The sequence below is a fragment of the Micromonospora parathelypteridis genome, assembly GCF_014201145.1.
GTDB lineage: Bacteria > Actinomycetota > Actinomycetes > Mycobacteriales > Micromonosporaceae > Micromonospora > Micromonospora parathelypteridis.
This window is the reverse complement of sequence record NZ_JACHDP010000001.1, coordinates 2,446,334-2,469,879: the sequence shown is the minus strand read 5'-3', so window position 1 is coordinate 2,469,879 and position 23,546 is coordinate 2,446,334. Positions and strand designations below refer to the sequence as shown.

Genomic DNA, 23,546 nt, shown 5'->3' with positions numbered 1-23,546 from the left:
CGACATAGGGGACATAGTGCTCGACGTCAACTTCTTCGACGAGCTGCGCATTGGTCTCGCCACCGCCGACGACATTCGTCAGTGGTCGCACGGCGAGGTCAAGAAGCCTGAGACGATCAACTACCGCACCCTGAAGCCGGAAAAGGACGGGCTCTTCTGCGAGAAGATCTTCGGTCCGCAGCGGGACTGGGAGTGCTACTGCGGTAAGTACAAGCGCGTCCGGTTCAAGGGCATCATCTGTGAGCGCTGCGGCGTCGAGGTGACTCGCTCCAAGGTCCGTCGTGAGCGGATGGGGCACATCGAGCTCGCTGCTCCGGTGACCCACATCTGGTACTTCAAGGGCGTTCCGAGCCGGCTGGGCTACCTGCTGGACCTCGCCCCCAAGGACCTCGAGAAGATCATCTACTTCGCCTCGTACGTCGTGACGAGCGTGGACGCCGAGTCGCGTCACCGTGACCTCTCGACGATCGAGAACGAGATCCTGGCCGAGAAGCGGCAGTCTGAGAACAGCCGCGACTCGGAGATCGAGAAGCGGGCCGCCAAGCTCGAGGCCGACCTGGCCGAGCTGGAGGCCGAGGGTGCCAAGGCGGACGTTCGGCGCAAGGTCAAGGAGGGCGGAGAGCGCGAGATGCGCCAGATCCGCGACCGGGCCCAGCGCGAGATCGACCGCCTGGACGAGGTGCTGGACACCTTCCGCAAGCTGGAGCCGAAGCAGCTGGTCACCGACGAGCTGCTCTACCGCGAGCTGCGCGACCGGTTCGGTGAGTACTTCACCGGATCCATGGGCGCCGAGGCGATCAAGGCGCTGGTCCAGAACATGGACCTCGACGCCGAGGCCGAGAGCCTGCGGGAGACCATCCGGTCCGGCAAGGGCCAGCGGAAGATCCGGGCGCTCAAGCGGCTCAAGGTCGTGGCGGCGTTCCTGAACACCCGCAACTCGCCGCTCGGCATGGTGCTGGACTGCGTCCCGGTCATCCCGCCGGACCTGCGCCCGATGGTGCAGCTCGACGGTGGCCGTTTCGCGACCTCGGACCTGAACGACCTGTACCGCCGCGTGATCAACCGGAACAACCGGCTCAAGCGACTGATCGACCTCGGCGCGCCCGAGATCATCGTCAACAACGAGAAGCGGATGCTCCAGGAGGCCGTCGACGCGCTGTTCGACAACGGCCGTCGCGGCCGGCCGGTCACCGGTCCGGGTAACCGCCCGCTCAAGTCGCTTTCCGACATGCTCAAGGGCAAGCAGGGCCGGTTCCGTCAGAACCTGCTGGGCAAGCGCGTCGACTACTCCGGCCGTTCGGTCATCGTGGTCGGCCCGAAGCTCAAGCTGCACCAGTGCGGTCTGCCCAAGCAGATGGCGCTGGAGCTGTTCAAGCCGTTCGTCATGAAGCGGCTGGTCGACCTCAACCACGCGCAGAACATCAAGTCCGCCAAGCGGATGGTCGAGCGTCAGCGCCCGGTCGTGTGGGATGTGCTGGAAGAGGTCATCGGGGAGCACCCGGTGCTGCTCAACCGTGCGCCGACCCTGCACCGCCTGGGCATCCAGGCCTTCGAGCCGCAGCTGGTCGAGGGCAAGGCGATCCAGATCCACCCGCTGGTCTGCACCGCGTTCAACGCAGACTTCGACGGTGACCAGATGGCGGTGCACGTGCCGCTGTCCGCCGAGGCTCAGGCCGAGGCACGGATCCTGATGCTGTCGTCGAACAACATCCTCAAGCCGGCCGACGGTAAGCCGGTCACCATGCCCACCCAGGACATGGTCATCGGTCTCTACCACCTCACCCACCTCACCGCCGGTGAGAAGAAGGGCGAGGGCCGGGCGTTCAGCTCGGACGCCGAGGCGCGGATGGCCTTCGACAACGGTGAGCTGCACCTGCAGGCGCTCGTGAAGATCCGTCTTCGCGGCGTGGTCGGGGTCGACAACGGTGCTGGCGCCGAGGCGTGGACCGCCCCGGAGGGCTGGGTCGAGGGTGAGCCGCTGACCGTCGAGACCACCCTGGGTCGGGTGCTGTTCAACGAGACGCTGCCGCAGGGCTACCGCTTCGTGAACTACGAGATCCGCAAGGGTCAGCTCTCCGCGATCGTCAACGACCTCGCCGAGCGCTTCCCCAAGGTGGCGCTGGCCGCCACCCTGGACGGGCTCAAGGAGGCCGGTTTCCACTGGGCCACCTGGTCCGGCGTGACGATCGGCATGGAGGACGTCATCGCTCCGCCGCGCAAGGCGGAGATCCTGGCGCGGTACGAGACGGAAGCCGACCGGATCGACAAGCAGTACCAGCGTGGTCTGATGACCGCCGAGGAGCGTCGCGGCGAGCTCATCACGATCTGGACCAAGGCGACCAACGAGGTCGCCAAGGAGATGGACACCGCGCTGCCGCAGGAGAACCCGCTGTGGAAGATGATCCACTCGGGTGCCCGCGGTAACCTGCTCCAGCTCCGGCAGATCGCGGCGATCCGTGGTCTGGTGGCCAACCCGAAGGGCGAGATCATCCCGCGGCCGATCAAGGCCAGCTACCGGGAGGGTCTGTCCGTGCTGGAGTACTTCATCTCCACGCACGGTGCCCGTAAGGGTCTCGCCGACACCGCCCTGCGGACCGCCGACTCGGGTTACCTGACCCGTCGTCTGGTCGACGTCTCGCAGGACGTCATCATCCGCGAAGAGGACTGCGGCACCGACCGGGCGATCCCGATGCAGATCGGCGAGAAGCTGGACGGCAAGCTCGTCGTCCACACCCACGCCGAGACCAGCGTGCACGCCCGGACCCTGGCCGACGACATCAAGGGGCCGGACGGCACCGTGGTGGCCGAGCGCGGTCAGGACATCAACTCCATCGGGGTCGACAAGATCGTCGCCGCCGGCGTGGAGACGGTCCGAGTGCGCAGCGTGCTCACCTGTGAGTCGAAGCTGGGCGTCTGCGCGGCCTGCTACGGCCGGTCGCTGCCGACCGGCAAGTCGGTCGACATCGGCGAGGCGGTCGGCATCATCGCCGCCCAGTCCATCGGTGAGCCCGGTACGCAGCTGACGATGCGTACCTTCCACACCGGTGGCGTCGCGGGTGAGGACATCACCCAGGGTCTGCCCCGTGTGCAGGAAATCTTCGAGGCTCGGGTCCCGAAGGGTAAGGCGCCCATCGCCGACACCCCGGGTCGGATCCGGATCGAGGACGGCGAGCGCTCGCGGAAGATCATCGTGGTGCCGGACGACGGCAGCGAAGAGATCGTCTACGACAAGATCTCGAAGCGGGTCAAGCTCCGGACCCACGACGGCGGTCACGTCGCGGTCGGCGAGAAGCTGACCGAGGGCACCATCGACCCGCACGAGCTTCTGCGGATCATGGGTCCGCGGGCGGTCCAGGTCCACCTGACCAGTGAGGTCCAGGAGGTCTACCGCTCGCAGGGTGTGCTCATCCACGACAAGCACATCGAGATCATCATCCGCCAGATGCTCAAGCGGGTGACGGTCATCGACTCCGGCTCGACCGAGTTCCTGCCGGGTGTGCTGGTCGACCGGGCGCTGTTCGAGTCGGAGAACCGCCGGCTCGTCTCGGAGGGCGGCGAGCCCGCCGCCGGTCGTCCGGTGCTGATGGGTATCACCAAGGCCTCGCTGGCCACCGACTCCTGGCTCTCGGCGGCCTCCTTCCAGGAGACCACCCGGGTGCTGACCGACGCTGCGATCAACTCGCGCAGCGACTCGCTGGTCGGCCTCAAGGAGAACGTGATCATCGGAAAGCTCATCCCGGCCGGTACGGGCATCAGCAAGTACCGCAACGTCCGGGTGGAGCCGACCGAGGAGGCCAAGGCCAAGGTCTACTCGATGACCGGGTACCCGGAGACCGACTACGGCTTCGGGCCGGCCAGCGGGCAGGCTGTGCCGCTGGACGACTTCGACTTCGGGTCGTACCGCTAAGCACCAGTCACACGACGAGGCCCCCGGCATCCGCCGGGGGCCTCGTCGTGTCCGGACCCACCCACCCCGCTCCGAGTTCGGCATGATGGGGGAATGACGACCGCACCCGGGCAGGTGTCCGTCGCGCAGGAGGGCCTGCGCCACCCGCTGGACCCGGATCCGGCCCGTGCCACGAAGGCGCGGGCGGTTTTCGCGCTGGGGTTGCTCGGCCTGCTGACCGGGCTGTTCATCGGCGGGGTGGTGCCGGCGACGGTGGCACTGCAACTGGCCAGGCAGGCGCGCCGCGAGGCGTACTCCTCGGGGGGTTTCCTGACCGGCGGCGCCTGGCTGCGACGGGGTGAGCAGATGGCCTGGGCCGGCCTGGTGTTGTTCGCGGTCAGTGTGGTGGCCGTGGTGGTGATCGGGGTCGTGCGGTTGGCCGGCACGCCTTTCGGCCACGACTACCCGGCGAACATGGACTGAGTCGCCCGTGGCCGCGCCCGGCGCGGGCGGCGGCATTCTCGGCGGTAGCCTGGCCGGTGTCCGCCGTGCGGTGGTGGCGGCCTTTCGACAGGAGGACCTCGTGACGGATCCGGCGCGGCCCCCTGCGGACGAACCGGCCGGCCAACCGGATGCGCCGGCCCCGTCCGAGCCGAATGACTGGGCGCGACCGGGCCCGAGCAGCGAGCCGCACCCGCCCGCGTCCGCACCGGGTTGGGGCGCGTCGCCATCTCCGGTGCCGCACTCCGGCTGGCCCACGGCCAGTTCGCCCGGCTCGGGTCAGCCGTACCCGGTCTCCGGGCCGACGACTCCGCCGCCGGGTTGGGGCCCGCCGCCGGGTTGGGGTCCGCCGCAGTCGGGGCCGGGGGTGCCGCCGGGTTGGGGTGCGCCGTCGTCGGGGCCCGGGGTGCCGCCGGGTTGGGGTCCGCCACCGTCGGGCTACGCCCCCGCCTGGGGTGGCCCGCCGGCGCATCCGGTGCCACCGCCCACCGACGACCAGCGCCGGCCGCCGAAGCGGGTGGAGGCGGTGCCGGGTACGCCGTTCGGCGTCGTGCACCTGGACGTGGCGCCGGTCACTTCCGGGCTGGCCATCGGGGCGCTGGTGGCCGGGGTCGCGTCGGTCCTGGTCTCGCTGCTGGTGATCTGCTTCGGGGTGGCCTTCGCCAACGATGGCGGGGCCTGGGCCTCCGGAGCGTTCGCCGTGCTCGGGTTGTTGTCCGGCGTGGCGGCGGTCGTCGCCGGACTGCTCGGCCAGCGGCAGATCCGCCGGCCTTCCGCGCCCTCCGCGGTCCGGTTCACCGGCCGAGGGCTGGCGGTGGCGGGGATCAGTTGTGGCGCGGGCGGGGCACTGCTCAGCCTCCTGGGCCTGGGTCTGGCGCTGCTTCTCGCCCTGGCGTGAGCCTGATCACCGTCTGGCTCGGCGCCTGAGCCGGTTGATCGCCGCTCCCGTGGGAGCATCCCGGTGCCCGCCCCGGGGGCGACGGGTGGTCGCGCGGGGAAGCCGGTACACTTGTGTCCGTAGGTGCCCATCGCGGGCGACGGGGCAGGACGAGATTCGGCCGGCGGGTGTGAGACAGTCGCCGGGCCCTTCCGTTTTGACCTGGGCGGTTGTGGTAGGTACTCTTTCCCCTTGTGCCCGGGCATGCCCGGGCAACTCGTGCGTGCGCTGTTTCCGGAGTCCGGGCGGCGGCACGACAAGCCAAGGATCCGGCACGGGGCGACCCGCGCGCCGGTGACACAAACCCGGTCGCACGCGAAAGCGTCCGCAACGGGACCGTGAAGCGGGCGACACGCCCGACCGCGGGTGCCGGGGTCTCCGCAAGGTGGCCCTGGTCGGAATGTAGGAGAGCCGGTCATCAGGCCGGCTAACGAGCAGACGGCGCGGCCGCGGAAGCGGCCGAAGGGAGCGGAGAAACCCGGTGCCCACGATCCAGCAGCTGGTCCGAAAGGGCCGCCAGGCAAAGACGAGCAAGACCAAGACCCCGGCGCTGAAGGGTTCCCCTCAGCGGCGCGGCGTGTGCACCCGTGTGTACACCACCACCCCGAAGAAGCCGAACTCGGCGCTGCGCAAGGTCGCTCGTGTGAAGCTCAGCAGCCAGATCGAGGTGACCGCCTACATCCCCGGTGTCGGTCACAACCTGCAGGAGCACTCGATCGTGCTCGTTCGCGGCGGCCGGGTGAAGGACCTCCCCGGCGTGCGTTACAAGATCGTTCGCGGCTCGCTGGACACCCAGGGTGTCCGCAACCGCAAGCAGGCGCGCAGCCGTTACGGCGCGAAGAAGGAGAAGAGCTGACATGCCGCGTAAAGGACCCGCTCCGCGGCGGCCGCTGGTCGCTGACCCGGTGTACAACTCGCCGCTGGTCACCCAGCTGGTGAACAAGATCCTGCTGCGCGGCAAGCGTCAGCTCGCCGAGACCATCGTGTACGCCGCCCTCGAGGGCTGCCGCGAGAAGTCCGGCACCGACCCGGTCGTCACCCTCAAGCGGGCGATGGACAACGTCAAGCCGACCCTCGAGGTGCGCAGCCGTCGTGTCGGTGGCGCCACCTACCAGGTTCCGGTCGAGGTCCGCCCGACCCGGGCGACCACCCTGGGCCTGCGTTGGCTGGTCACCTACTCCCGCGCTCGGCGTGAGAAGACCATGGTCGAGCGGCTGATGAACGAGCTGCTGGACGCGAGCAACGGCCTCGGTGCCGCCGTCAAGCGGCGCGAGGACACGCACAAGATGGCCGAGTCCAACAAGGCCTTCGCGCACTACCGCTGGTAACACCCTGGTTCCGGCGCCCCACGGGCGCCGGAACCGCCACCAGTTGAGTCGAGACGACGATAAGTAGGGATTGAAGTGGCCGCCGCAGACGCGCTCGCCAACGTACGCAACATCGGCATCATGGCGCACATCGATGCCGGTAAGACCACCACCACCGAGCGAATCCTGTTCTACACCGGCATCACGTACAAGATCGGTGAGGTCCACGAGGGCGCCGCCGTCATGGACTGGATGGAGCAGGAGCAGGAGCGTGGCATCACCATCACCTCCGCTGCTACCAAGTGTGAGTGGAAGGGCCACACGATCCAGATCATCGACACGCCTGGCCACGTCGACTTCACGGTCGAGGTCGAGCGTTCGCTGCGGGTCCTGGATGGTGCGGTCGCGGTTTACGACGGTGTCGCCGGCGTCGAGCCGCAGACGGAGAACGTCTGGCGGCAGGCCGACAAGTACAACGTCCCGCGCATGTGCTTCGTCAACAAGCTCGACCGGACCGGTGCCGACTTCTTCCGCTGCGTGCAGATGATGATCGACCGGCTGAACGCCACCCCGCTGGTGCTCCAGATCCCGATCGGGCTCGAGGGCGACCACATCGGTGTCGTCGACCTGATCGGCATGCGCGCCCTCACCTGGCGCGGGGAGACCCAGAAGGGTGAGGACTACGCGATCGAGGAGATCCCGGCCGAGCTGGCCGACTCCGCGGCCGAGTGGCGCGAGAAGCTGATGGAGACCCTCGCCGACGTCGACGACTCGGTGATGGAGAAGTACCTGGAAGGCGAGGAGGTCTCCGTCGAGGAGATCAAGGCCGCCATCCGGCGTGCCACCATCGCCGGCAAGGCCAACCCGGTGCTCTGCGGCTCGGCGTTCAAGAACAAGGGCGTTCAGCCCATGCTCGACGCCGTGGTCGACTTCCTGCCGTCGCCGCTGGACGTTCCGGCCATCGAGGGTACGGCCACCGACGGCGAGACCCCGCTGCTGCGGAAGCCGTCCAACTCGGAGCCGTTCTCCGGTCTGGCCTTCAAGATCCAGACGGACAAGCACCTCGGCAAGCTCACCTACGTGCGGGTCTACTCCGGCACGCTCGATTCCGGTTCCCAGGTGGTCAACTCCACCAAGGACCGCAAGGAGCGCATCGGCAAGATCTACCAGATGCACGCCAACAAGCGGGAAGAGCGTCCGTCGGCGCAGGCCGGCGACATCATCGCCGTCCAGGGTCTCAAGCAGACCACCACCGGCGACACGCTCTCGGACCCGGCGAACCCGGTCATCCTTGAGTCGATGACCTTCCCGGAGCCGGTCATCTCGGTGGCGATCGAGCCGAAGACCAAGTCCGACCAGGAGAAGCTGGGCACGGCCATCCAGCGCCTGGCCGAGGAGGACCCGACCTTCCGCGTCCAGTTGGACGAGGAGACCGGTCAGACGGTCATCTCCGGCATGGGTGAGCTGCACCTGGACATCCTGGTCGACCGGATGCGCCGCGAGTTCAACGTCGAGGCCAACGTCGGCAAGCCGCAGGTGGCGTACCGCGAGACCATCCGCCGCAAGGTGGACAAGGTCGAGTACACCCACAAGAAGCAGACCGGTGGTTCCGGCCAGTACGCCCGCGTGATCGTGAGCGTCGAGCCGCTGCCGCTGGACAACGACTCGCCGACCTACGAGTTCGCCAACGCCGTCAGCGGCGGCCGCATCCCCCGGGAGTTCATCCCGTCGGTGGACGCGGGTGCGCAGGATGCGCTGCAGTACGGCATCCTGGCGGGCTTCCCGCTGGTCGGAGTGAAGCTGACCCTGCTGGACGGCCAGTACCACGAGGTCGACTCGTCGGAAATGGCATTCAAGATCGCCGGCTCGATGGTGATGAAGGACGCGGCCCGCAAGGCCGATCCCGCACTGCTCGAGCCGATGATGGCCGTTGAAGTCACCACTCCTGAGGAGAACATGGGTGACGTCATCGGTGACCTCAACTCCCGCCGCGGCATCATCCAGGCGATGGAGGAGCGCAGCGGCGCCCGCATCGTCCGGGCTCTGGTGCCGTTGTCGGAGATGTTCGGCTACGTCGGCGACCTGCGGTCGAAGACCCAGGGCCGGGCTAGCTACAGCATGCAGTTCGACTCCTACGCTGAGGTTCCGCAGAGCGTCGCGAAGGAGATCATCGCCAAGGCAACGGGCGAGTAACGCTCTGAGCAGGTGATTCGTGGTCGGTCGCGGGAGGGTTCACCCGCCCGCGGCCACCACGATCGGATCGCGTGAGACCGGGCCTGTAGGCTTCATCGCCGCAGAACCCACAATGGCTTCCCGGCCGTCAGGCCGGAAAGGCTGTCGACAGAGTCCTAAGCGCCGACCGGCGCGCCGGGCGTACGAACCAAGAAGTCCACAGGAGGACACCAGTGGCGAAGGCTAAGTTCGAGCGGACTAAGCCGCACGTCAACATCGGCACCATTGGTCACATCGACCACGGTAAGACGACGCTGACGGCGGCCATCACCAAGGTCCTGCACGACCAGTTCCCGGACCTGAACCCCTACACGCCGTTCGACGAGATCGACAAGGCGCCGGAGGAGAAGGCCCGCGGTATCACGATCTCGATCGCGCACGTCGAGTACCAGACCGAGGCGCGGCACTACGCGCACGTGGACTGCCCCGGCCACGCGGACTACATCAAGAACATGATCACCGGTGCCGCGCAGATGGACGGCGCGATCCTGGTGGTCGCGGCGACCGACGGCCCGATGCCGCAGACCCGCGAGCACGTGCTGCTGGCCCGTCAGGTTGGTGTGCCGTACATCGTCGTGGCGCTCAACAAGAGCGACATGGTCGATGACGAGGAGCTCCTGGAGCTCGTCGAGCTCGAGGTTCGTGAGCTGCTCTCCTCGCAGGAGTACCCGGGTGACGACCTGCCGGTCGTGCGGGTTTCGGCGCTGAAGGCCCTCGAGGGTGACCCCGAGTGGACCGGCAAGCTGCTGGACCTGATGACCGCGGTCGACACCTCGATCCCGCAGCCGGAGCGCGAGGTTGACAAGCCGTTCCTGATGCCGGTTGAGGACGTCTTCACGATCACCGGTCGTGGCACCGTCGTCACCGGTCGTGTGGAGCGCGGCGTTCTCCTGCCGAACGAGGATGTTGAGCTCGTCGGTATCAAGGAGAAGAGCTTCAAGACCAAGGTCACCGCGATCGAGATGTTCCGGAAGACCCTGGACGACGCCCGCGCAGGTGAGAACGTCGGCCTGCTGCTGCGTGGCACCAAGCGCGACGAGGTCGAGCGCGGCATGGTCGTCGTGAAGCCGGGCTCGAACACCCCGCACACGGAGTTCGAGGCGACGGTCTACATCCTCTCCAAGGAGGAGGGTGGCCGCCACACCCCGTTCTTCCAGAACTACCGTCCGCAGTTCTACTTCCGGACCACGGACGTCACCGGTGTCGTCACCCTCCCCGAGGGCACCGAGATGGTCATGCCGGGCGACAACACCACCATGTCGGTGAAGCTGATCCAGCCCATCGCCATGGAGGAGAACCTCAAGTTCGCGATCCGCGAGGGTGGCCGCACCGTCGGCGCCGGGTTCGTCACCAAGATCCAGAAGTGAACTAGGTAACCCCGATTAGGCCCGCCGCCGGTCGTGCGGCATACTAGTCAGGTTGCGTAACGACAGACCGTTGCCTGTGTTCGGCTTGCGCTGAACCTCCGGGTGACGAGACAGTCGAGCGTGGGGTGGTTGGCGGCCCAGTCGCCAACCACCCTCGCACGGCGTTCAGGTCGCGGTAATGCGATCGGCGCCTTGACCCACCGCGCGGTCAGCACCGCTCCGGAACCTCGGGGCGGAGCCTGATCCGAGGGCGCGACACGCCCGACCGCGGGGGTCGGCGAAGTGGGCCTGTACCAGCCGGTACAGGCGCCCGCAACACAGCGGCATCGAGAGAAGGAACAGAAGCCACCATGGCGGGACAGAAGATCCGCATCCGGCTCAAGGCCTATGACCACGAGGTCGTCGACTCCTCGGCTCGGAAGATCGTCGAGACGGTGACGCGCACCGGGGCGCAGGTCGCGGGCCCGGTGCCGCTGCCCACGGAGATCAACCGTTTCTGCGTTATCCGCTCGCCGCACAAGTACAAGGACTCGCGCGAGCACTTCGAGATGCGCACGCACAAGCGGCTGATCGACATCATCGACCCGACCCCGAAGACGGTCGACTCGCTCATGCGCCTCGACCTGCCGGCTGGCGTCGACATCGAGATCAAGCTGTAGGGACCGGACAAATGGACAGGCAAGTCAAGGGGATCCTGGGCGCCAAGCTCGGCATGACCCAGGTCTGGGACAACAACCGCGTTGTTCCCGTGACCGTGGTCGAGGCCGGCCCGTGCGTCATCAGCCAGGTTCGTAGCGCCGAGAAGGACGGTTACTCCGCGGTCCAGCTCGCGTACGGCACCATCGACCCGCGCAAGGTCAAGAAGCCGATCAGCGGGCACTACGCCAAGGCGGACGTGGCGCCGCGCCGGCACATCGTCGAGCTGCGCACCACGGACGCTGGGGAATACTCGCTCGGCCAGGAAGTCACGGTCGAGGAGTTCCCGGCCGGCGTCACCATCGACGTCACCGGCAAGACCAAGGGCAAGGGCTTCGCCGGCGCGATGAAGCGGCACGGCTTCCACGGTCTGGGCAGCAGCCACGGTGTCGAGCGCAAGCACCGTTCGCCCGGTTCCATCGGCGCCTGCGCGACCCCGGGTCGCGTCTTCAAGGGCACCCGGATGGCCGGCCGGATGGGTGGCGTTCGCTACACCGTGCAGAACCTGACCGTCCAGGCGGTCGACACCGAGAACAACCTCCTGCTCGTCCGTGGTGCCATTCCTGGTCCCAAGGGCGCGCTGGTTCTGGTCCGTACCGCGGCCAAGATCAAGGTGAAGAAGGGCGGTGCGGCCAAGTGACCACCGTTGACGTGCGCACCGTCGAAGGCACCACCAGCGGCTCCGTCGAGCTGCCGGAGGACATCTTCGACGTGCAGGCCAACGTCGCGCTGATGCACCAGGTCGTGGTGGCCCAGCTCGCGGCGGCCCGACAGGGCACGCACAAGACCAAGACTCGGGCCGAGGTCGCCGGTGGCGGCAAGAAGCCTTACAAGCAGAAGGGCACCGGTCGCGCCCGGCAGGGCTCGATCCGCGCGCCGCAGTTCGCCGGCGGTGGCGTCGTGCACGGTCCCGTGCCGCGTGACTACAGCCAGCGGACCCCGAAGAAGATGAAGGCCGCCGCACTGCGCGGTGCCCTCTCCGACCGGGCTCGCGCCGGGCAGGTGCACGTCGTCGAGGCGTTCGTCTCGGGCGAGAAGCCGTCGACCAAGGCGGCCCTGGCCACGCTGACCAAGCTCACCGAGGCCCGTCGGGTCCTGGTCGTGCTGAGCAGCACCGACGAGCTGAACTGGGTGTCGCTGCGCAACGAGCCGCGCGTGCACCTGATCGAGTCCGGCCAGCTCAACACGTACGACGTGTTGGTGGCCGACGACGTGGTCTTCACCAAGGACGCCCTGGACGAGTTCCTGGGCGTGCCCGCCGAGACCACCGAGGAGGGTGGCAAGTGAGCACGATCGCCGACCCGCGCGACATCATCGTGGCGCCGGTCGTCTCGGAGAAGAGCTACAGCGAGCTGAACCGGAACTGGTACACCTTCCTGGTGCACCCGGACGCGAACAAGACCGAGATCAAGATCGCTATCCAGCAGATCTTCAACGTCCGCGTCCTGACGGTCAACACGCTCAACCGCCAGGGCAAGCGCAAGCGCACCAAGACCGGTTTCGGTCAGCGCAAGGCGACCAAGCGGGCGATCGTGAAGCTGGCTGACGGTGACCGCATCGAGGCCTTCGGCGGCCCGGTCAGCTGAGGGGTGTAGACAATGGCTATCCGTAAGTACAAGCCGACGACGCCGGGCCGACGTGGCTCGAGTGTCGCTGACTTCGCCGAGATCACCCGGTCCACGCCGGAGAAGTCGCTGCTGGTTCCGCTGCCGAAGAAGGGCGGGCGTAACGCCCACGGCCGGATCACCACGCGGCACCACGGTGGCGGTCACAAGCGTCAGTACCGTCTGATCGACTTCAAGCGGGTCGACAAGGACGGCGTGCCGGCGAAGGTCGCTCACATCGAGTACGACCCGAACCGCACGGCGCGCATCGCGCTGCTGCACTACGCCGACGGCGAGAAGCGGTACATCATCGCGCCGAAGGACCTGAAGCAGGGCGACCGCGTCGAGTCCGGCCCGGGCGCCGACATCAAGCCGGGTAACAACCTGCCGCTGCGCAACATCCCGGTCGGTACCACGATCCACAACGTGGAGCTGCGTCCGGGTGGCGGGGCCAAGCTGGCCCGTTCCGCCGGCGTCGGCATCCAGCTGCTCGGCCGCGAGGGCGCGTACGCGACCCTGCGTATGCCGTCCGGCGAGATCCGGCGTGTGGATGTTCGCTGCCGCGCCAGCGTCGGCGAGATCGGCAACGCCGACCAGTCGAACATCAACTGGGGTAAGGCCGGCCGTATGCGGTGGAAGGGCAAGCGCCCGACCGTCCGTGGTGTCGCCATGAACCCGGTCGACCACCCGCACGGTGGTGGTGAGGGTAAGACCTCCGGTGGTCGCCACCCGGTCAACCCGCAGGGTAAGCCCGAGGGCCGCACCCGCCGTAAGGGCCAGCCGAGTGACCGGCTGATCGTCCGCCGCCGCTACGCCACGCGTAAGCGCGGCTGAGGGAGATAAGACATGCCTCGCAGCCTGAAGAAGGGCCCGTTCGTAGACGACCACCTGCTCAAGAAGGTGGAAGTGCAGAACGACAAGGGCTCGAAGAACGTGATCAAGACCTGGTCGCGGCGCTCGACGATCATCCCCGAGATGCTGGGGCACACGATCGCCGTGCACGACGGACGCAAGCACGTCCCGGTGTTCGTGACCGAGGCGATGGTCGGGCACAAGCTCGGCGAGTTCGCGCTGACCCGCACTTTCAAGGGTCACGAGAAGGACGACCGGAAGAGCCGTCGGCGCTGACGCCGCGGGCATACGGATAGAGGGAACAAGGGGTTACAGCGATGCCAGGAAAGGGCGACGCTCCGGTGCTTCCGGGCGCGCGGGCGGTTGCGCGGCACGTGCGCATCTCGCCGATGAAGGCGCGCCGGGTGGTCAACCTCGTCCGCGGCCTGCCCGCGAAGGAGGCGCTCACGGTGCTGCAGTTCGCGCCGCAGGCTGCGAGCGAGCAGGTGTACAAGGTGCTCGCTAGCGCGATCGCCAACGCGGAGAACAACGAGCGGCTGGACCCCGACGCGTTGCTCGTCAGCGAGGCGTTCGTGGACGAGGGCCCGACGATGAAGCGGTTCCAGCCGCGGGCGCAGGGTCGGGCGTACCGGATCCGCAAGCGCACCTGCCACATCACGGTGGCGGTCGAAGCGGTCGCGCCGGCAACGCCGAGGAAGGCCGCGGCGAAGAAGGCCGCCCCGGCCACGGAGGCCGCACCGGCCGAAGCGCAGAGCAAGACGGAGGACGCCGAGTAATGGGTCAGAAGGTTCACCCCACTGGGTTCCGGCTCGGCATCTCGACCGACTGGAAGTCCCGTTGGTTCGCGGACAAGCTCTACAAGGACTACATCGGCGAGGATGTCAAGATCCGCCGCATGATGTCCAAGGGCCTCGAGCGTGCCGGGATCTCCAAGGTCGACATCGAGCGCACCCGCGACCGGGTCCGGGTCGACATCCACACCGCCCGGCCGGGCATCGTCATCGGCCGTAAGGGTGCGGAGGCCGACCGGATCCGCGGCGAGCTCGAGAAGCTCACCGGCAAGCAGGTTCAGCTGAACATCATCGAGGTGAAGAACCCCGAGTCGGACGCTCAGCTGGTTGCGCAGGGCGTAGCCGAGCAGCTGTCCAGCCGGGTCAGCTTCCGTCGGGCGATGCGCAAGGCCATGCAGTCGGCGATGAAGAACCCGGTCTGCAAGGGCATTCGGGTTCAGGTCTCGGGTCGCCTCGGCGGCGCCGAGATGAGCCGGACCGAGTTCTACCGTGAGGGCCGGGTTCCGCTGCACACGCTGCGGGCCAACATCGAGTACGGCTTCTTCGAGGCCCGTACCACGTTCGGCCGGATCGGTGTGAAGGTCTGGATCTACAAGGGCGACGCCGTCCCGGGCCGGGAGGCTCCGGCCGAGGCCGGTCCGTCCCGCCCGCGTCGTGGTGAGCGCGGCGACCGTCCCGAGCGTCCGCGCCGTGGCCGGTCGGGTTCGTCCGGCACCACGGCCGGTGGCACCGAGGCCGGCCGGGCTGCTGCGACCACCATCGCGCAGCAGGCCGAGACGCCGAGCGGCGAGCCGGTCGACAGCGCAGCTGTCGCGGCCGCGGCTGCTCCGGCAGAAACGCAGCAGGAGGGCTGACAGATGCTGATGCCGCGCAAGCCCCCGAAGGGCTTCCGCAAGCCGCACCACCCGGACCGCAGTGGCGCGTCCAAGGGTGGTAACCGGGTGGTGTTCGGCGAGTTCGGGATCCAGGCTCTCGAGCCGGCGTACGTGACCAACCGGCAGATCGAGTCGGCGCGTATCGCGATGACTCGCCACATCAAGCGTGGTGGCAAGGTCTGGATCACGATCTTCCCGGACCAGGCCCTCACCAAGAAGCCTGCCGAGACCCGGATGGGTTCCGGTAAGGGTTCGCCCGAGTGGTGGGTCGCCAACGTCAAGCCGGGGCGGGTTCTCTTCGAGATGTCCTTCCCCAACGAGCAGATTGCGCGAGAGGCCATGCGTCGCGCGATCCACAAGCTCCCGATGAAGTGCCGCATTGTTACGCGCGAAGTGGGTGAATCCTGATGGCAGCGGGCGTTAAGGCGACCGAGCTGCGTGAGCTCTCCGAGGAGGAGCTGGTCACGAAGCTGCGGGAGGCCAAGGCGGAGCTGTTCAACCTCCGCGTGCAGGCCGCAACCGGGCAGCTGGACAACAACCGGCGGTTGCAGGTCATCCGTCGGGAGATCGCCCGGATCTACACGATCATGCGTGAGCGCGAGCTGGGGCTCTCGGCCGCGCCGACTGAGGTGACTGCATCATGACCGAAGACACCGCAACCGCCGCCGCGCGGTCTCGCCGCAAGGTCCGTGAGGGCCTGGTGATCAGCGACAAGATGGACAAGACCGTCGTGGTCGAGGTCGAGGACCGGGTTCGGCACGCGCTGTACGGCAAGATCATGCGCCGTACCGCCAAGCTGAAGGTGCACGACGAGCAGAACGCCGCTGGCACCGGTGACCGGGTTCTCATCATGGAGACCCGGCCGCTGAGCGCCACCAAGCGTTGGCGGATCGTGGAGATCCTGGAAAAGGCCAAGTAGCGAAGGCTCGAGCTCGCCCGGCGTTGCGTCGGGCGTAGGTTCCGCCAGGCTCCGGCCGGCCGCTACGGCGGCCGGAGAACCGGCAGACATAGGAGATAGACGTGATTCAGCAGGAGTCGCGACTGCGCGTCGCCGACAACACGGGTGCTCGGGAGATCCTGTGCATCCGGGTTCTCGGTGGCTCGGGTCGGCGCTACGCGAGCATCGGCGACGTCATCGTGGCCACGGTCAAGGACGCGATCCCGGGTGCCGGTGTGAAGAAGGGCGACGTCGTCAAGGCGGTCGTCGTTCGCACGGCCAAGGAGAGGCGTCGGCCGGACGGCTCGTACATCCGCTTCGACGAGAACGCCGCCGTCATCATCAAGGACGGCGGGGACCCGCGTGGAACTCGCATCTTCGGCCCGGTGGGCCGTGAGCTGCGGGACAAGCGGTTCATGAAGATTATTTCCCTCGCGCCGGAGGTGTTGTGACCGTGAAGGTCAAGAAGGGCGACACGGTCGTCGTCATCGCCGGCAAGGACAAGGGTGCCAAGGGTAAGGTCATCCAGGCCTTCCCGCGGCAGGACAAGGTCCTGGTCGAGGGCGTGAACCGGGTCAAGAAGCACACCCGCATCAGCACCACCCAGCGTGGCGCCAAGACCGGCGGCATCGTCACCCAGGAGGCCCCGATCCACGTCTCGAACGTGCAGGTCCTGGACTCCGACGGCAAGCCGACCCGCGTCGGTTACCGGATCGACGACAACGGCCAGAAGGTCCGCATCGCGCGTAGCACCGGTAAGGACCTGTGATGACCACGGCTACCGAAAAGACCCTGCCGCGCCTCAAGGAGCGGTACCGCAACGAGATCGTGGCCCAGCTGCGCGAGCAGCGCAGCTACGGCAACCCTATGCAGGTGCCGCGGCTGGTCAAGATCGTCGTCAACATGGGTGTCGGCGAGGCTGCTCGCGACGCCAAGCTGATCGACGGCGCGGTCCGCGACCTCGCCACGATCACCGGCCAGAAGCCGCAGGTGCGGCGGGCGACCAAGTCCATCGCGCAGTTCAAGCTCCGCGAGGGCATGCCGATCGGCGCGAAGGTCACCCTTCGTGGCGACCGGATGTGGGAGTTCCTGGACCGGCTGCTGTCCATCTCGCTGCCGCGTATCCGCGACTTCCGCGGTCTGGACGGGCGCAAGCTGGACGGGCACGGCAACTACACGTTCGGTCTGACCGAGCAGTCGGTGTTCCACGAGATCGACCAGGACCGGATCGATCGCCAGCGGGGCATGGACATCACGGTGGTCACGACCGCCACGACCGACGACGAGGGCCGGGCGCTGCTCAAGCTCCTGGGCTTCCCGTTCAAGGAGAACTGAGATGGCCAAGAAGGCGCTGATCATCAAGGCGGCCGCGAAGCCGAAGTTCTCGGTTCGCGCGTACACCCGCTGCCAGCGGTGCGGGCGTCCGAAGGCGGTCTACCGCAAGTTCGGGCTCTGCCGGGTCTGCATCCGGGAGATGGCCCACCGCGGTGAGCTGCCGGGCGTGTCCAAGGCTTCCTGGTAAGGGCGACCGCGTCCCGGCCGTCGGCCGGGAACTCCTGCACCGATTAGGTATTGCTCTTCGCCGTAGGCCCGGGGCTGATGCCCCGGGAACCCCGGCGAGAAAGGCTGACGAAATCCATGACGATGACCGACCCGATCGCAGACATGCTCACGCGTCTGCGTAACGCCAACCAGGCGTACCACGATCAGGTGAAGATGCCCTACTCCAAGATCAAGGCGAACATCGCCGAGGTCCTGAAGGCCGAGGGTTACATCGCCACCTGGTCGGTCGAGGAGCCCGAGGAGGGCGCCGTCGGCAAGCGACTGGTCGTCGAGCTGAAGTACGGCCAGAACCGCGAGCGGAGCCTGGCCGGCATCAAGCGCGTGTCCAAGCCCGGTCTCCGGGTGTACGCCAAGTCGGACGGGCTCCCCCGGGTGCTCGGTGGGCTGGGCGTGGCGATCATTTCGACGTCCCAGGGACTGCTGACCGACCGGCAGGCCCGCAAGCGGAGTGTTGGCGGGGAAGTCCTCGCCTTCGTCTGGTAACGGGAGACAGGTAGAAATGTCGCGAATTGGACGTAAGTCGATCCCGGTACCAGCCGGCGTCGATATCACGATCGACGGGCAGACCGTCAAGGTCAAGGGCCCCAAGGGCCAGCTGGAGCACACCCTCGCCGAGCCGATCACGGTCGAGCGGGCCGAGGATGGGCAGCTGAGCGTCAACCGGCCGAACGACGAGCGCAAGGCCAAGGAGCTCCACGGCCTGAGCCGTACGCTGGTTGCCAACATGATCGTCGGGGTCACCGAGGGCTACCGCAAGAGCCTGGAGATCGCCGGCACCGGTTACCGGGTCACCGCCAAGGGTTCGGACCTCGAGTTCGCGCTCGGGTTCTCGCACCCGGTGATCGTCCCCGCCCCGGCGGGCATCACCTTCACGGTGGAGCGGCCGACCCTGTTCCACGTGGCTGGCATCGACAAGCAGCAGGTCGGTGAGGTCGCCGCCAACATCCGGAAGATCCGTCCGCCGGAGCCCTACAAGGGCAAGGGCGTGAAGTACCAGGGCGAGGTCATCCGCCGCAAGGCTGGAAAGGCAGGTAAGAAGTGAGCGCCACGCTGCTCAAGCGCCGCCGCGGCGTCGCCGCCAAGCGCGCCGTTGGGCGTGCGCGTCGGCACTTCCGCGTCCGCAAGAACGTCAGTGGTACGGCCGAGCGTCCGCGCCTGGTCGTCACCCGTTCGCTGCGGCACATGGTCGCCCAGATCGTCGACGACACCAAGGGTCACACCCTGGCGTCGGCGTCGACCCTGGACGCCTCGCTGCGCGGTGCGGAGGGCGACAAGAGCGTCCTGGCTGGCAAGGTGGGCGCGCTGCTCGCCGAGCGGGCCAAGGCCGCCGGCGTCTCCAAGGTCGTCTTCGACCGCGGTGGCAACCGGTACGCGGGGCGAGTCGCCGCGCTTGCCGATGCCGCCCGCGAAGCCGGGCTCGAGTTCTAACAACCCCGTCACGAGAGATAAGGAAGGCTGCTGATGCCAGGTCAACAGCGCCGTGGCGGCGGGTCCGGTGGCAACGAGGGTGGTCGCCGCGACAACCGCCGTGAGGGCGGCCGCGGAAACGCGCCCGTCGAGAAGACCCCGCACCTCGAGCGGGTCGTCGCGATCAACCGCGTCGCCAAGGTCGTGAAGGGTGGTCGTCGCTTCAGCTTCACCGCCCTGGTGATCGTGGGCGACGGCGACGGCACGGTCGGCGTGGGCTACGGAAAGGCCAAGGAGGTGCCCGCGGCCATCGCCAAGGGTGTCGAGGAGGCCAAGAAGCACTTCTTCAAGGTCCCGCGGATCGGTCAGTCGATCCCGCACCCGGTGACGGGTGAGGACGCCGCTGGCGTCGTGCTGCTCAAGCCGGCCTCGGCCGGTACGGGTGTCATCGCCGGTGGTCCGGTGCGCGCCGTGCTGGAGTGCGCCGGGATCCACGACGTGCTCTCCAAGAGCCTCGGCTCGTCGAACCCGATCAACATCGTGCACGCCACCGTGGCGGCCCTGAAGGGGCTTGAGTCCCCCGAGCAGGTCGCGGCGCGTCGTGGCCTGCCGGTGGAGGACGTCGCGCCGGCCGCCATGCTGGCGTCGCGTGCGGGGGTGGCGCACTGATGGCACGTCTGAAGGTCACCCAGGTCCGGTCCGTCATCGGGACCAAGCAGAACCAGCGTGATTCGCTGCGTTCGCTCGGTCTCAAGCGGATCAACGACGTGGTGGTCAAGGAGGACCGGCCCGAGATCCGCGGCATGATCTTCACTGTGAACCACCTCGTGAAGGTCGAGGAGGTCGAGTAATGACGATCAAGGTGCATCACCTGCGCCCGGCGCCCGGTTCCAAGACCGCGAAGACCCGCGTGGGTCGTGGTGAAGGTTCCAAGGGCAAGACCGCTGGTCGCGGTACCAAGGGTTCCAAGGCCCGTAAGAACATCTCGGCTGCGTTCGAGGGTGGGCAGATGCCTATCCACATGCGCCTGCCGAAGATGAAGGGCTTCAAGAACAAGTTCAAGGTGGTCTTCCAGGTTGTCAACCTGGACCGACTCGCTGAGCTGTTCCCGAACGGCGGCGAGGTCGGCCCGCTGGAGCTCGTCGAGTCCGGCGCGGTCCGCAAGGGCCACCCGGTCAAGGTCCTCGGCACCGGGGACCTCGGCGGAGTCGCGCTCCAGGTGTCTGCGCACGCGTTCAGTGCGTCGGCCAAGGAGAAGATCGCCGCCGCCGGTGGCTCTGCCACCGAGCTGTAAGGCGTACCACCCATGGCGCCCGTCCAGTTGTGAGCAACTGGCGGGCGCCATGGTCTACCTGGGCCCATTGCGCCCGGTAATATCGGATTCGATTTATGTAGTCGGGCGCATCTGCCCGGACCGGCGTGGGGCTGTTAGAGTCCCATCCCAGCCATGGATTGCGGGCGCTCGCCCGTGATCCACCCCCACCCGCCAGGGTTCACCGGCGGCCCGCCTCGCGCAGGAGGAAGAAGTTGCTGTCCGCCTTTCTCAGTGCGTTCCGTACGCCTGACCTGCGCAAGAAGCTGCTGTTCACAGTAGGCATCATCGCGGTCTACCGGCTGGGTGCAACGCTCCCCAGCCCGGGCGTCTCGTACGGCAACGTGCAGAAGTGCCTCGACACCATTTCGGGTGACTCGACGGGGCCGTTGAACCTGCTCAACCTCTTCTCCGGCGGAGCGCTGCTACAGCTCTCGGTCTTCGCGCTGGGCATCATGCCCTACATCACCGCGTCGATCATCCTGCAGCTGCTGACCGTCGTGATCCCGCGCTTGGAGCAGCTCCGCAAGGAGGGCCAGGCCGGCCAGGCGAAGATCACGCAGTACACCCGCTACCTGACCCTCGGTCTCGGTGTGCTGCAGGCCTCGGCGTTCGTGGCGCTGGCCCGATCGGGGCAGCTGTTCCAGAACCGCTGCGACCAGTTCCCGATCATCCCGACCGGCACCGGCATCCCGGACTGGCTGACCCTGGCCATCCTGGTGATCACCATGACCGCCGGCACCGGCATGGTCATGTGGCTCGGTGAGCTGATCACCGACCGCGGCGTCGGCAACGGCATGTCCGTCCTGATCTTCACCTCGATCGCGGCCCGGCTGCCCAGCGAGGGCTGGCAGATCAAGACCAGCAAGGGCTGGGACATGTTCGCCCTGGTCATCGCGCTGGTCCTGGTGGTCATCACCGCGGTCACCTTCATCGAGCAGGCGCAGCGCCGGATCCCGGTGCAGTACGCCAAGCGGATGATCGGCCGGCGGATGTACGGCGGCACCTCGACCTACATCCCGCTGAAGGTCAACCAGGCGGGTGTGATCCCGGTCATCTTCGGCTCGTCGCTGCTCTACCTGCCGCAGTTGGCCCTGCAGTTCTTCGACCAGAACGACCCGGGCAAGGTCCAGGCGTGGATCCAGAACAACCTGGTGGCACCGGACAGCCCGATCTACATCTCGGTCTACTTCCTGCTGATCATCTTCTTCACGTACTTCTACGTCTCGATCACGTTCAACCCGACCGAGGTCGCGGACAACATGAAGAAGTACGGCGGGTTCGTGCCGGGCATCCGCCCGGGCAAGCCGACGGCCGACTACCTGGACTTCATCCTCAGCCGGATCACCCTGCCGGGCGCGCTCTACCTCGGCGTCATCTCGATCCTGCCGAACTTCTTCTTCATCTGGCTGGACAACCAGCAGTACCAGAACTTCCCGTTCGGTGGCACCGCTGTGCTCATCATGGTCGGCGTCGGTCTGGAGACCGTGAAGCAGATCGAGAGCCAACTCATGCAGCGGAACTACGAAGGGTTCCTGCGGTAGATGAGACTCGTTCTGGTTGGCCCGCCGGGCGCGGGTAAGGGCACGCAGGCGGAATTCGTCGCCGCGCACCTGTCGGTGCCCAAGATTTCGACCGGAGACATCTTCCGCTCGAACGTCACCCAGGGCACGCCGCTCGGTATCGAGGCGAAGCGGTACATGGACGCAGGCGAGCTGGTTCCGGACGAGGTCACCATCAACATGGTCCGGGACCGGCTGGCCGAGCCCGACGCCAGCGAGGGCTTTCTGCTCGACGGCTTCCCGCGGACCACTCCGCAGGCTGCCGCTCTGGACAAGCTCCTCGCCGATCTGGGCACCGCCCTGGATCTGGTTCTGGAGTTGGTCGTCGACGACGACGAGGTGATCCGGCGGCTCTCCGGTCGGCGTACCTGCCGGGGCTGCGGCAAGATCTGGCACGTCGAGTTCGACGCCACCACCCGGCCGGGCATCTGCGACCGGTGCGGCGCCGAGCTGTTCCAGCGCGACGACGACAAGCCGGAGACGATCGCCACCCGGCTTCGTGAGTACAGCGAGAAGACCGCGCCCCTGGTCGACTACTACGGCGCTCAGGGCAAGCTGGTCGGGATCGACGCCACCGGCCCGGTGGAGGACGTCACCACCCGGGCCATCGACGCACTGCGGTCGTACGGCGGCTGAGGTCCTGCCGGGCCACGGCGGATAGAGTGCGAACAGCGGGGTACGCGTGACGTGCCCCGCTGTTCGGCAACGAAAGGTAATCGCTCCATGCGTCGTCCCCAGCTGGACATCCAGCTGAAGACCCCTGACCAGATCGAGAAGATGCGGGCCGCCGGGTTGGTGGTGGCCGAGGCGCTTCGTCGGATGCGGGAGGCCGTTGCCCCCGGTGTCAGCACCGCCGATCTGGACGCCATCGCCGAGTCGACCATCCGCGAGGCGGGTGGCGTTCCGTCGTTCAAGGGCTACCACGGCTTCCCGGCGTCGATCTGCTCCTCGGTCAACGAGCAGATCGTGCACGCCATCCCCTCGCCGGGGCAGGTGCTCCAGGCCGGTGATCTGATCTCCATCGACTGCGGCGCGGTGCTGGACGGCTGGCACGGCGACTCCGCGATCACCGTCGGGGTCGGTGACGTCGATCCGGCTCTGCTGAAGATGGCCGAGGTGGCCGAGGACGCGATGTGGGCCGGCATCGCCGCCGCCGCACGCGGTGCGGCCAGCGGCAAGGGCCGACTCACCGACATCTCGTACGCGGTGGAGAGCGCCGTCCGTAAGGGCGGCCGGTACGGCATCGTCGACGGCTACGGCGGGCACGGCATCGGCACCGAGATGCACCAGGACCCGCACGTGCTGAACCACGGTCGGCCGGGCAAGGGCCCGCGACTGGTCCCCGGCATGGCGTTGGCCATCGAGCCGATGATCACGATGGCGTCGCCACGTACGGTCGAGTTGGCCGACGGGTGGACGGTGGTGACCCGGGACGGCTCGGTGGCAGCGCACGTCGAGCACTCGATGGCCCTGCTGCCGGACGGCGTCTGGGTGCTCACGGCCTTCGACGGAGGCCGGGCCCGCCTCGGCGACCTGGTCACCGCAAGGCAGCCCGCAGCCTCCCCAACCCCCTAACCCCCACCCGGACCCCGCACCCCCGGGCCGATGCCCCCGTTGATCATGAAGTTGTTGCCATGACACGCCGGTGATTCGGGCAATAACTTCATGATCAACCGCTCTCGGGACTGGGGGGCGGTGGAGTGGTCGGGTCGGACGG

At 67.6% G+C, this 23,546-nt stretch carries 31 protein-coding genes; all 31 read left to right on the top strand.

Features of this window, described 5'->3' with window-relative positions:
* The first annotated feature begins 16 nt into the window (after positions 1–16).
* The 31 genes from HNR20_RS10860 (at position 17) to map (ending at position 23,404) form a co-directional block, all read left to right on the top strand.
* Positions 17–3,907 (top strand): DNA-directed RNA polymerase subunit beta', encoded by a 3,891-nt coding sequence (locus tag HNR20_RS10860; RefSeq protein WP_184178732.1) that lies wholly within the window; start codon positions 17–19, stop codon positions 3,905–3,907.
* 93 nt (positions 3,908–4,000) lie between these two features.
* The gene (locus HNR20_RS10855) at positions 4,001–4,369 is read left to right on the top strand and encodes a hypothetical protein (RefSeq protein WP_184178730.1); all 369 of its coding nucleotides are present in this window, start codon (positions 4,001–4,003) and stop codon (positions 4,367–4,369) included.
* A gap of 535 nt (positions 4,370–4,904) precedes the next feature.
* On the top strand, positions 4,905–5,285 hold the full coding sequence (locus HNR20_RS10850; RefSeq protein WP_184188292.1) for a hypothetical protein: 381 nt from the start codon (positions 4,905–4,907) through the stop codon (positions 5,283–5,285).
* 520 nt (positions 5,286–5,805) lie between these two features.
* The gene (gene rpsL, locus HNR20_RS10845; protein WP_014440718.1) at positions 5,806–6,180 is read left to right on the top strand and encodes a 30S ribosomal protein S12; all 375 of its coding nucleotides are present in this window, start codon (positions 5,806–5,808) and stop codon (positions 6,178–6,180) included.
* Between the two features lies 1 nt (position 6,181).
* Positions 6,182–6,652: a 30S ribosomal protein S7 gene (gene rpsG / locus HNR20_RS10840; RefSeq protein WP_030489583.1), complete on the top strand. Its 471-nt coding sequence runs from the start codon at positions 6,182–6,184 to the stop codon at positions 6,650–6,652.
* A gap of 75 nt (positions 6,653–6,727) precedes the next feature.
* The gene (gene fusA / locus HNR20_RS10835; protein WP_184178729.1) at positions 6,728–8,824 is read left to right on the top strand and encodes an elongation factor G; all 2,097 of its coding nucleotides are present in this window, start codon (positions 6,728–6,730) and stop codon (positions 8,822–8,824) included.
* 212 nt (positions 8,825–9,036) lie between these two features.
* The gene (tuf, locus tag HNR20_RS10830) at positions 9,037–10,230 is read left to right on the top strand and encodes an elongation factor Tu (protein WP_184178727.1); all 1,194 of its coding nucleotides are present in this window, start codon (positions 9,037–9,039) and stop codon (positions 10,228–10,230) included.
* A gap of 350 nt (positions 10,231–10,580) precedes the next feature.
* Entirely contained in the window at positions 10,581–10,889 is a 309-nt protein-coding gene (rpsJ, locus tag HNR20_RS10825) for a 30S ribosomal protein S10 (RefSeq protein WP_007073037.1), read from the top strand.
* Between the two features lie 11 nt (positions 10,890–10,900).
* Entirely contained in the window at positions 10,901–11,566 is a 666-nt protein-coding gene (gene rplC / locus HNR20_RS10820) for a 50S ribosomal protein L3 (protein ID WP_184178725.1), read from the top strand.
* A complete protein-coding gene (gene rplD / locus HNR20_RS10815) occupies positions 11,563–12,213 on the top strand; it encodes a 50S ribosomal protein L4 (RefSeq protein WP_184178723.1) in 651 nt (216 codons plus the stop codon). Before rplC ends, rplD begins: the two co-directional genes overlap by 4 nt.
* Complete coding sequence (rplW, locus tag HNR20_RS10810; RefSeq protein WP_007465304.1) at positions 12,210–12,512, top strand: 50S ribosomal protein L23; 303 nt, start codon at positions 12,210–12,212, stop codon at positions 12,510–12,512. Before rplD ends, rplW begins: the two co-directional genes overlap by 4 nt.
* Before the next feature lie 12 nt (positions 12,513–12,524).
* Positions 12,525–13,364 (top strand): 50S ribosomal protein L2, encoded by an 840-nt coding sequence (rplB, locus tag HNR20_RS10805; RefSeq protein ID WP_110563095.1) that lies wholly within the window; start codon positions 12,525–12,527, stop codon positions 13,362–13,364.
* Positions 13,365–13,376: 12 nt separating this feature from the next.
* Positions 13,377–13,658 (top strand): 30S ribosomal protein S19, encoded by a 282-nt coding sequence (gene rpsS / locus HNR20_RS10800; RefSeq protein WP_007465299.1) that lies wholly within the window; start codon positions 13,377–13,379, stop codon positions 13,656–13,658.
* Positions 13,659–13,699: 41 nt separating this feature from the next.
* Positions 13,700–14,158, top strand: coding sequence for a 50S ribosomal protein L22 (rplV, locus tag HNR20_RS10795; protein WP_088987577.1), 459 nt, complete (start codon positions 13,700–13,702; stop codon positions 14,156–14,158).
* The gene (gene rpsC / locus HNR20_RS10790; RefSeq protein ID WP_007465294.1) at positions 14,158–15,027 is read left to right on the top strand and encodes a 30S ribosomal protein S3; all 870 of its coding nucleotides are present in this window, start codon (positions 14,158–14,160) and stop codon (positions 15,025–15,027) included. The genes rplV and rpsC overlap by 1 nt, the downstream gene beginning before the upstream one ends.
* Before the next feature lie 3 nt (positions 15,028–15,030).
* Positions 15,031–15,456: a 50S ribosomal protein L16 gene (gene rplP, locus HNR20_RS10785; protein ID WP_007465292.1), complete on the top strand. Its 426-nt coding sequence runs from the start codon at positions 15,031–15,033 to the stop codon at positions 15,454–15,456.
* Positions 15,456–15,692: a 50S ribosomal protein L29 gene (rpmC, locus tag HNR20_RS10780; RefSeq protein WP_007465283.1), complete on the top strand. Its 237-nt coding sequence runs from the start codon at positions 15,456–15,458 to the stop codon at positions 15,690–15,692. The genes rplP and rpmC overlap by 1 nt, the downstream gene beginning before the upstream one ends.
* On the top strand, positions 15,689–15,967 hold the full coding sequence (gene rpsQ, locus HNR20_RS10775; RefSeq protein ID WP_184178721.1) for a 30S ribosomal protein S17: 279 nt from the start codon (positions 15,689–15,691) through the stop codon (positions 15,965–15,967). The genes rpmC and rpsQ overlap by 4 nt, the downstream gene beginning before the upstream one ends.
* A gap of 101 nt (positions 15,968–16,068) precedes the next feature.
* Positions 16,069–16,437, top strand: coding sequence for a 50S ribosomal protein L14 (gene rplN / locus HNR20_RS10770; RefSeq protein ID WP_007465279.1), 369 nt, complete (start codon positions 16,069–16,071; stop codon positions 16,435–16,437).
* Positions 16,434–16,754 (top strand): 50S ribosomal protein L24, encoded by a 321-nt coding sequence (gene rplX, locus HNR20_RS10765; RefSeq protein WP_184178719.1) that lies wholly within the window; start codon positions 16,434–16,436, stop codon positions 16,752–16,754. Before rplN ends, rplX begins: the two co-directional genes overlap by 4 nt.
* Positions 16,754–17,320 carry a 50S ribosomal protein L5 gene (rplE, locus tag HNR20_RS10760; protein WP_110563094.1) on the top strand — a complete coding sequence of 189 codons (567 nt, stop codon included), beginning with the start codon at positions 16,754–16,756 and terminating at the stop codon, positions 17,318–17,320. Before rplX ends, rplE begins: the two co-directional genes overlap by 1 nt.
* Before the next feature lies 1 nt (position 17,321).
* Complete coding sequence (locus HNR20_RS10755) at positions 17,322–17,507, top strand: type Z 30S ribosomal protein S14 (RefSeq protein WP_007465272.1); 186 nt, start codon at positions 17,322–17,324, stop codon at positions 17,505–17,507.
* 116 nt (positions 17,508–17,623) lie between these two features.
* Positions 17,624–18,031 (top strand): 30S ribosomal protein S8, encoded by a 408-nt coding sequence (rpsH, locus tag HNR20_RS10750; RefSeq protein WP_007465270.1) that lies wholly within the window; start codon positions 17,624–17,626, stop codon positions 18,029–18,031.
* 16 nt (positions 18,032–18,047) lie between these two features.
* Positions 18,048–18,590, top strand: a complete 543-nt coding sequence (rplF, locus tag HNR20_RS10745) for a 50S ribosomal protein L6 (protein WP_184178717.1) — start codon at positions 18,048–18,050, stop codon at positions 18,588–18,590.
* On the top strand, positions 18,587–18,976 hold the full coding sequence (rplR, locus tag HNR20_RS10740; protein WP_184178715.1) for a 50S ribosomal protein L18: 390 nt from the start codon (positions 18,587–18,589) through the stop codon (positions 18,974–18,976). Before rplF ends, rplR begins: the two co-directional genes overlap by 4 nt.
* A gap of 33 nt (positions 18,977–19,009) precedes the next feature.
* Entirely contained in the window at positions 19,010–19,624 is a 615-nt protein-coding gene (gene rpsE, locus HNR20_RS10735) for a 30S ribosomal protein S5 (protein WP_074314587.1), read from the top strand.
* Positions 19,624–19,806 carry a 50S ribosomal protein L30 gene (gene rpmD, locus HNR20_RS10730; protein ID WP_110563092.1) on the top strand — a complete coding sequence of 61 codons (183 nt, stop codon included), beginning with the start codon at positions 19,624–19,626 and terminating at the stop codon, positions 19,804–19,806. Before rpsE ends, rpmD begins: the two co-directional genes overlap by 1 nt.
* Positions 19,806–20,249, top strand: a complete 444-nt coding sequence (rplO, locus tag HNR20_RS10725; protein ID WP_184178713.1) for a 50S ribosomal protein L15 — start codon at positions 19,806–19,808, stop codon at positions 20,247–20,249. The genes rpmD and rplO overlap by 1 nt, the downstream gene beginning before the upstream one ends.
* Positions 20,250–20,482: 233 nt before the next feature.
* Entirely contained in the window at positions 20,483–21,811 is a 1,329-nt protein-coding gene (gene secY, locus HNR20_RS10720) for a preprotein translocase subunit SecY (protein WP_184178711.1), read from the top strand.
* Positions 21,812–22,465, top strand: a complete 654-nt coding sequence (locus HNR20_RS10715; RefSeq protein WP_184178709.1) for an adenylate kinase — start codon at positions 21,812–21,814, stop codon at positions 22,463–22,465. It abuts the gene before it with no gap.
* Between the two features lie 87 nt (positions 22,466–22,552).
* On the top strand, positions 22,553–23,404 hold the full coding sequence (gene map, locus HNR20_RS10710) for a type I methionyl aminopeptidase (protein ID WP_184178706.1): 852 nt from the start codon (positions 22,553–22,555) through the stop codon (positions 23,402–23,404).
* The last annotated feature ends 142 nt before the right edge of the window (positions 23,405–23,546 follow it).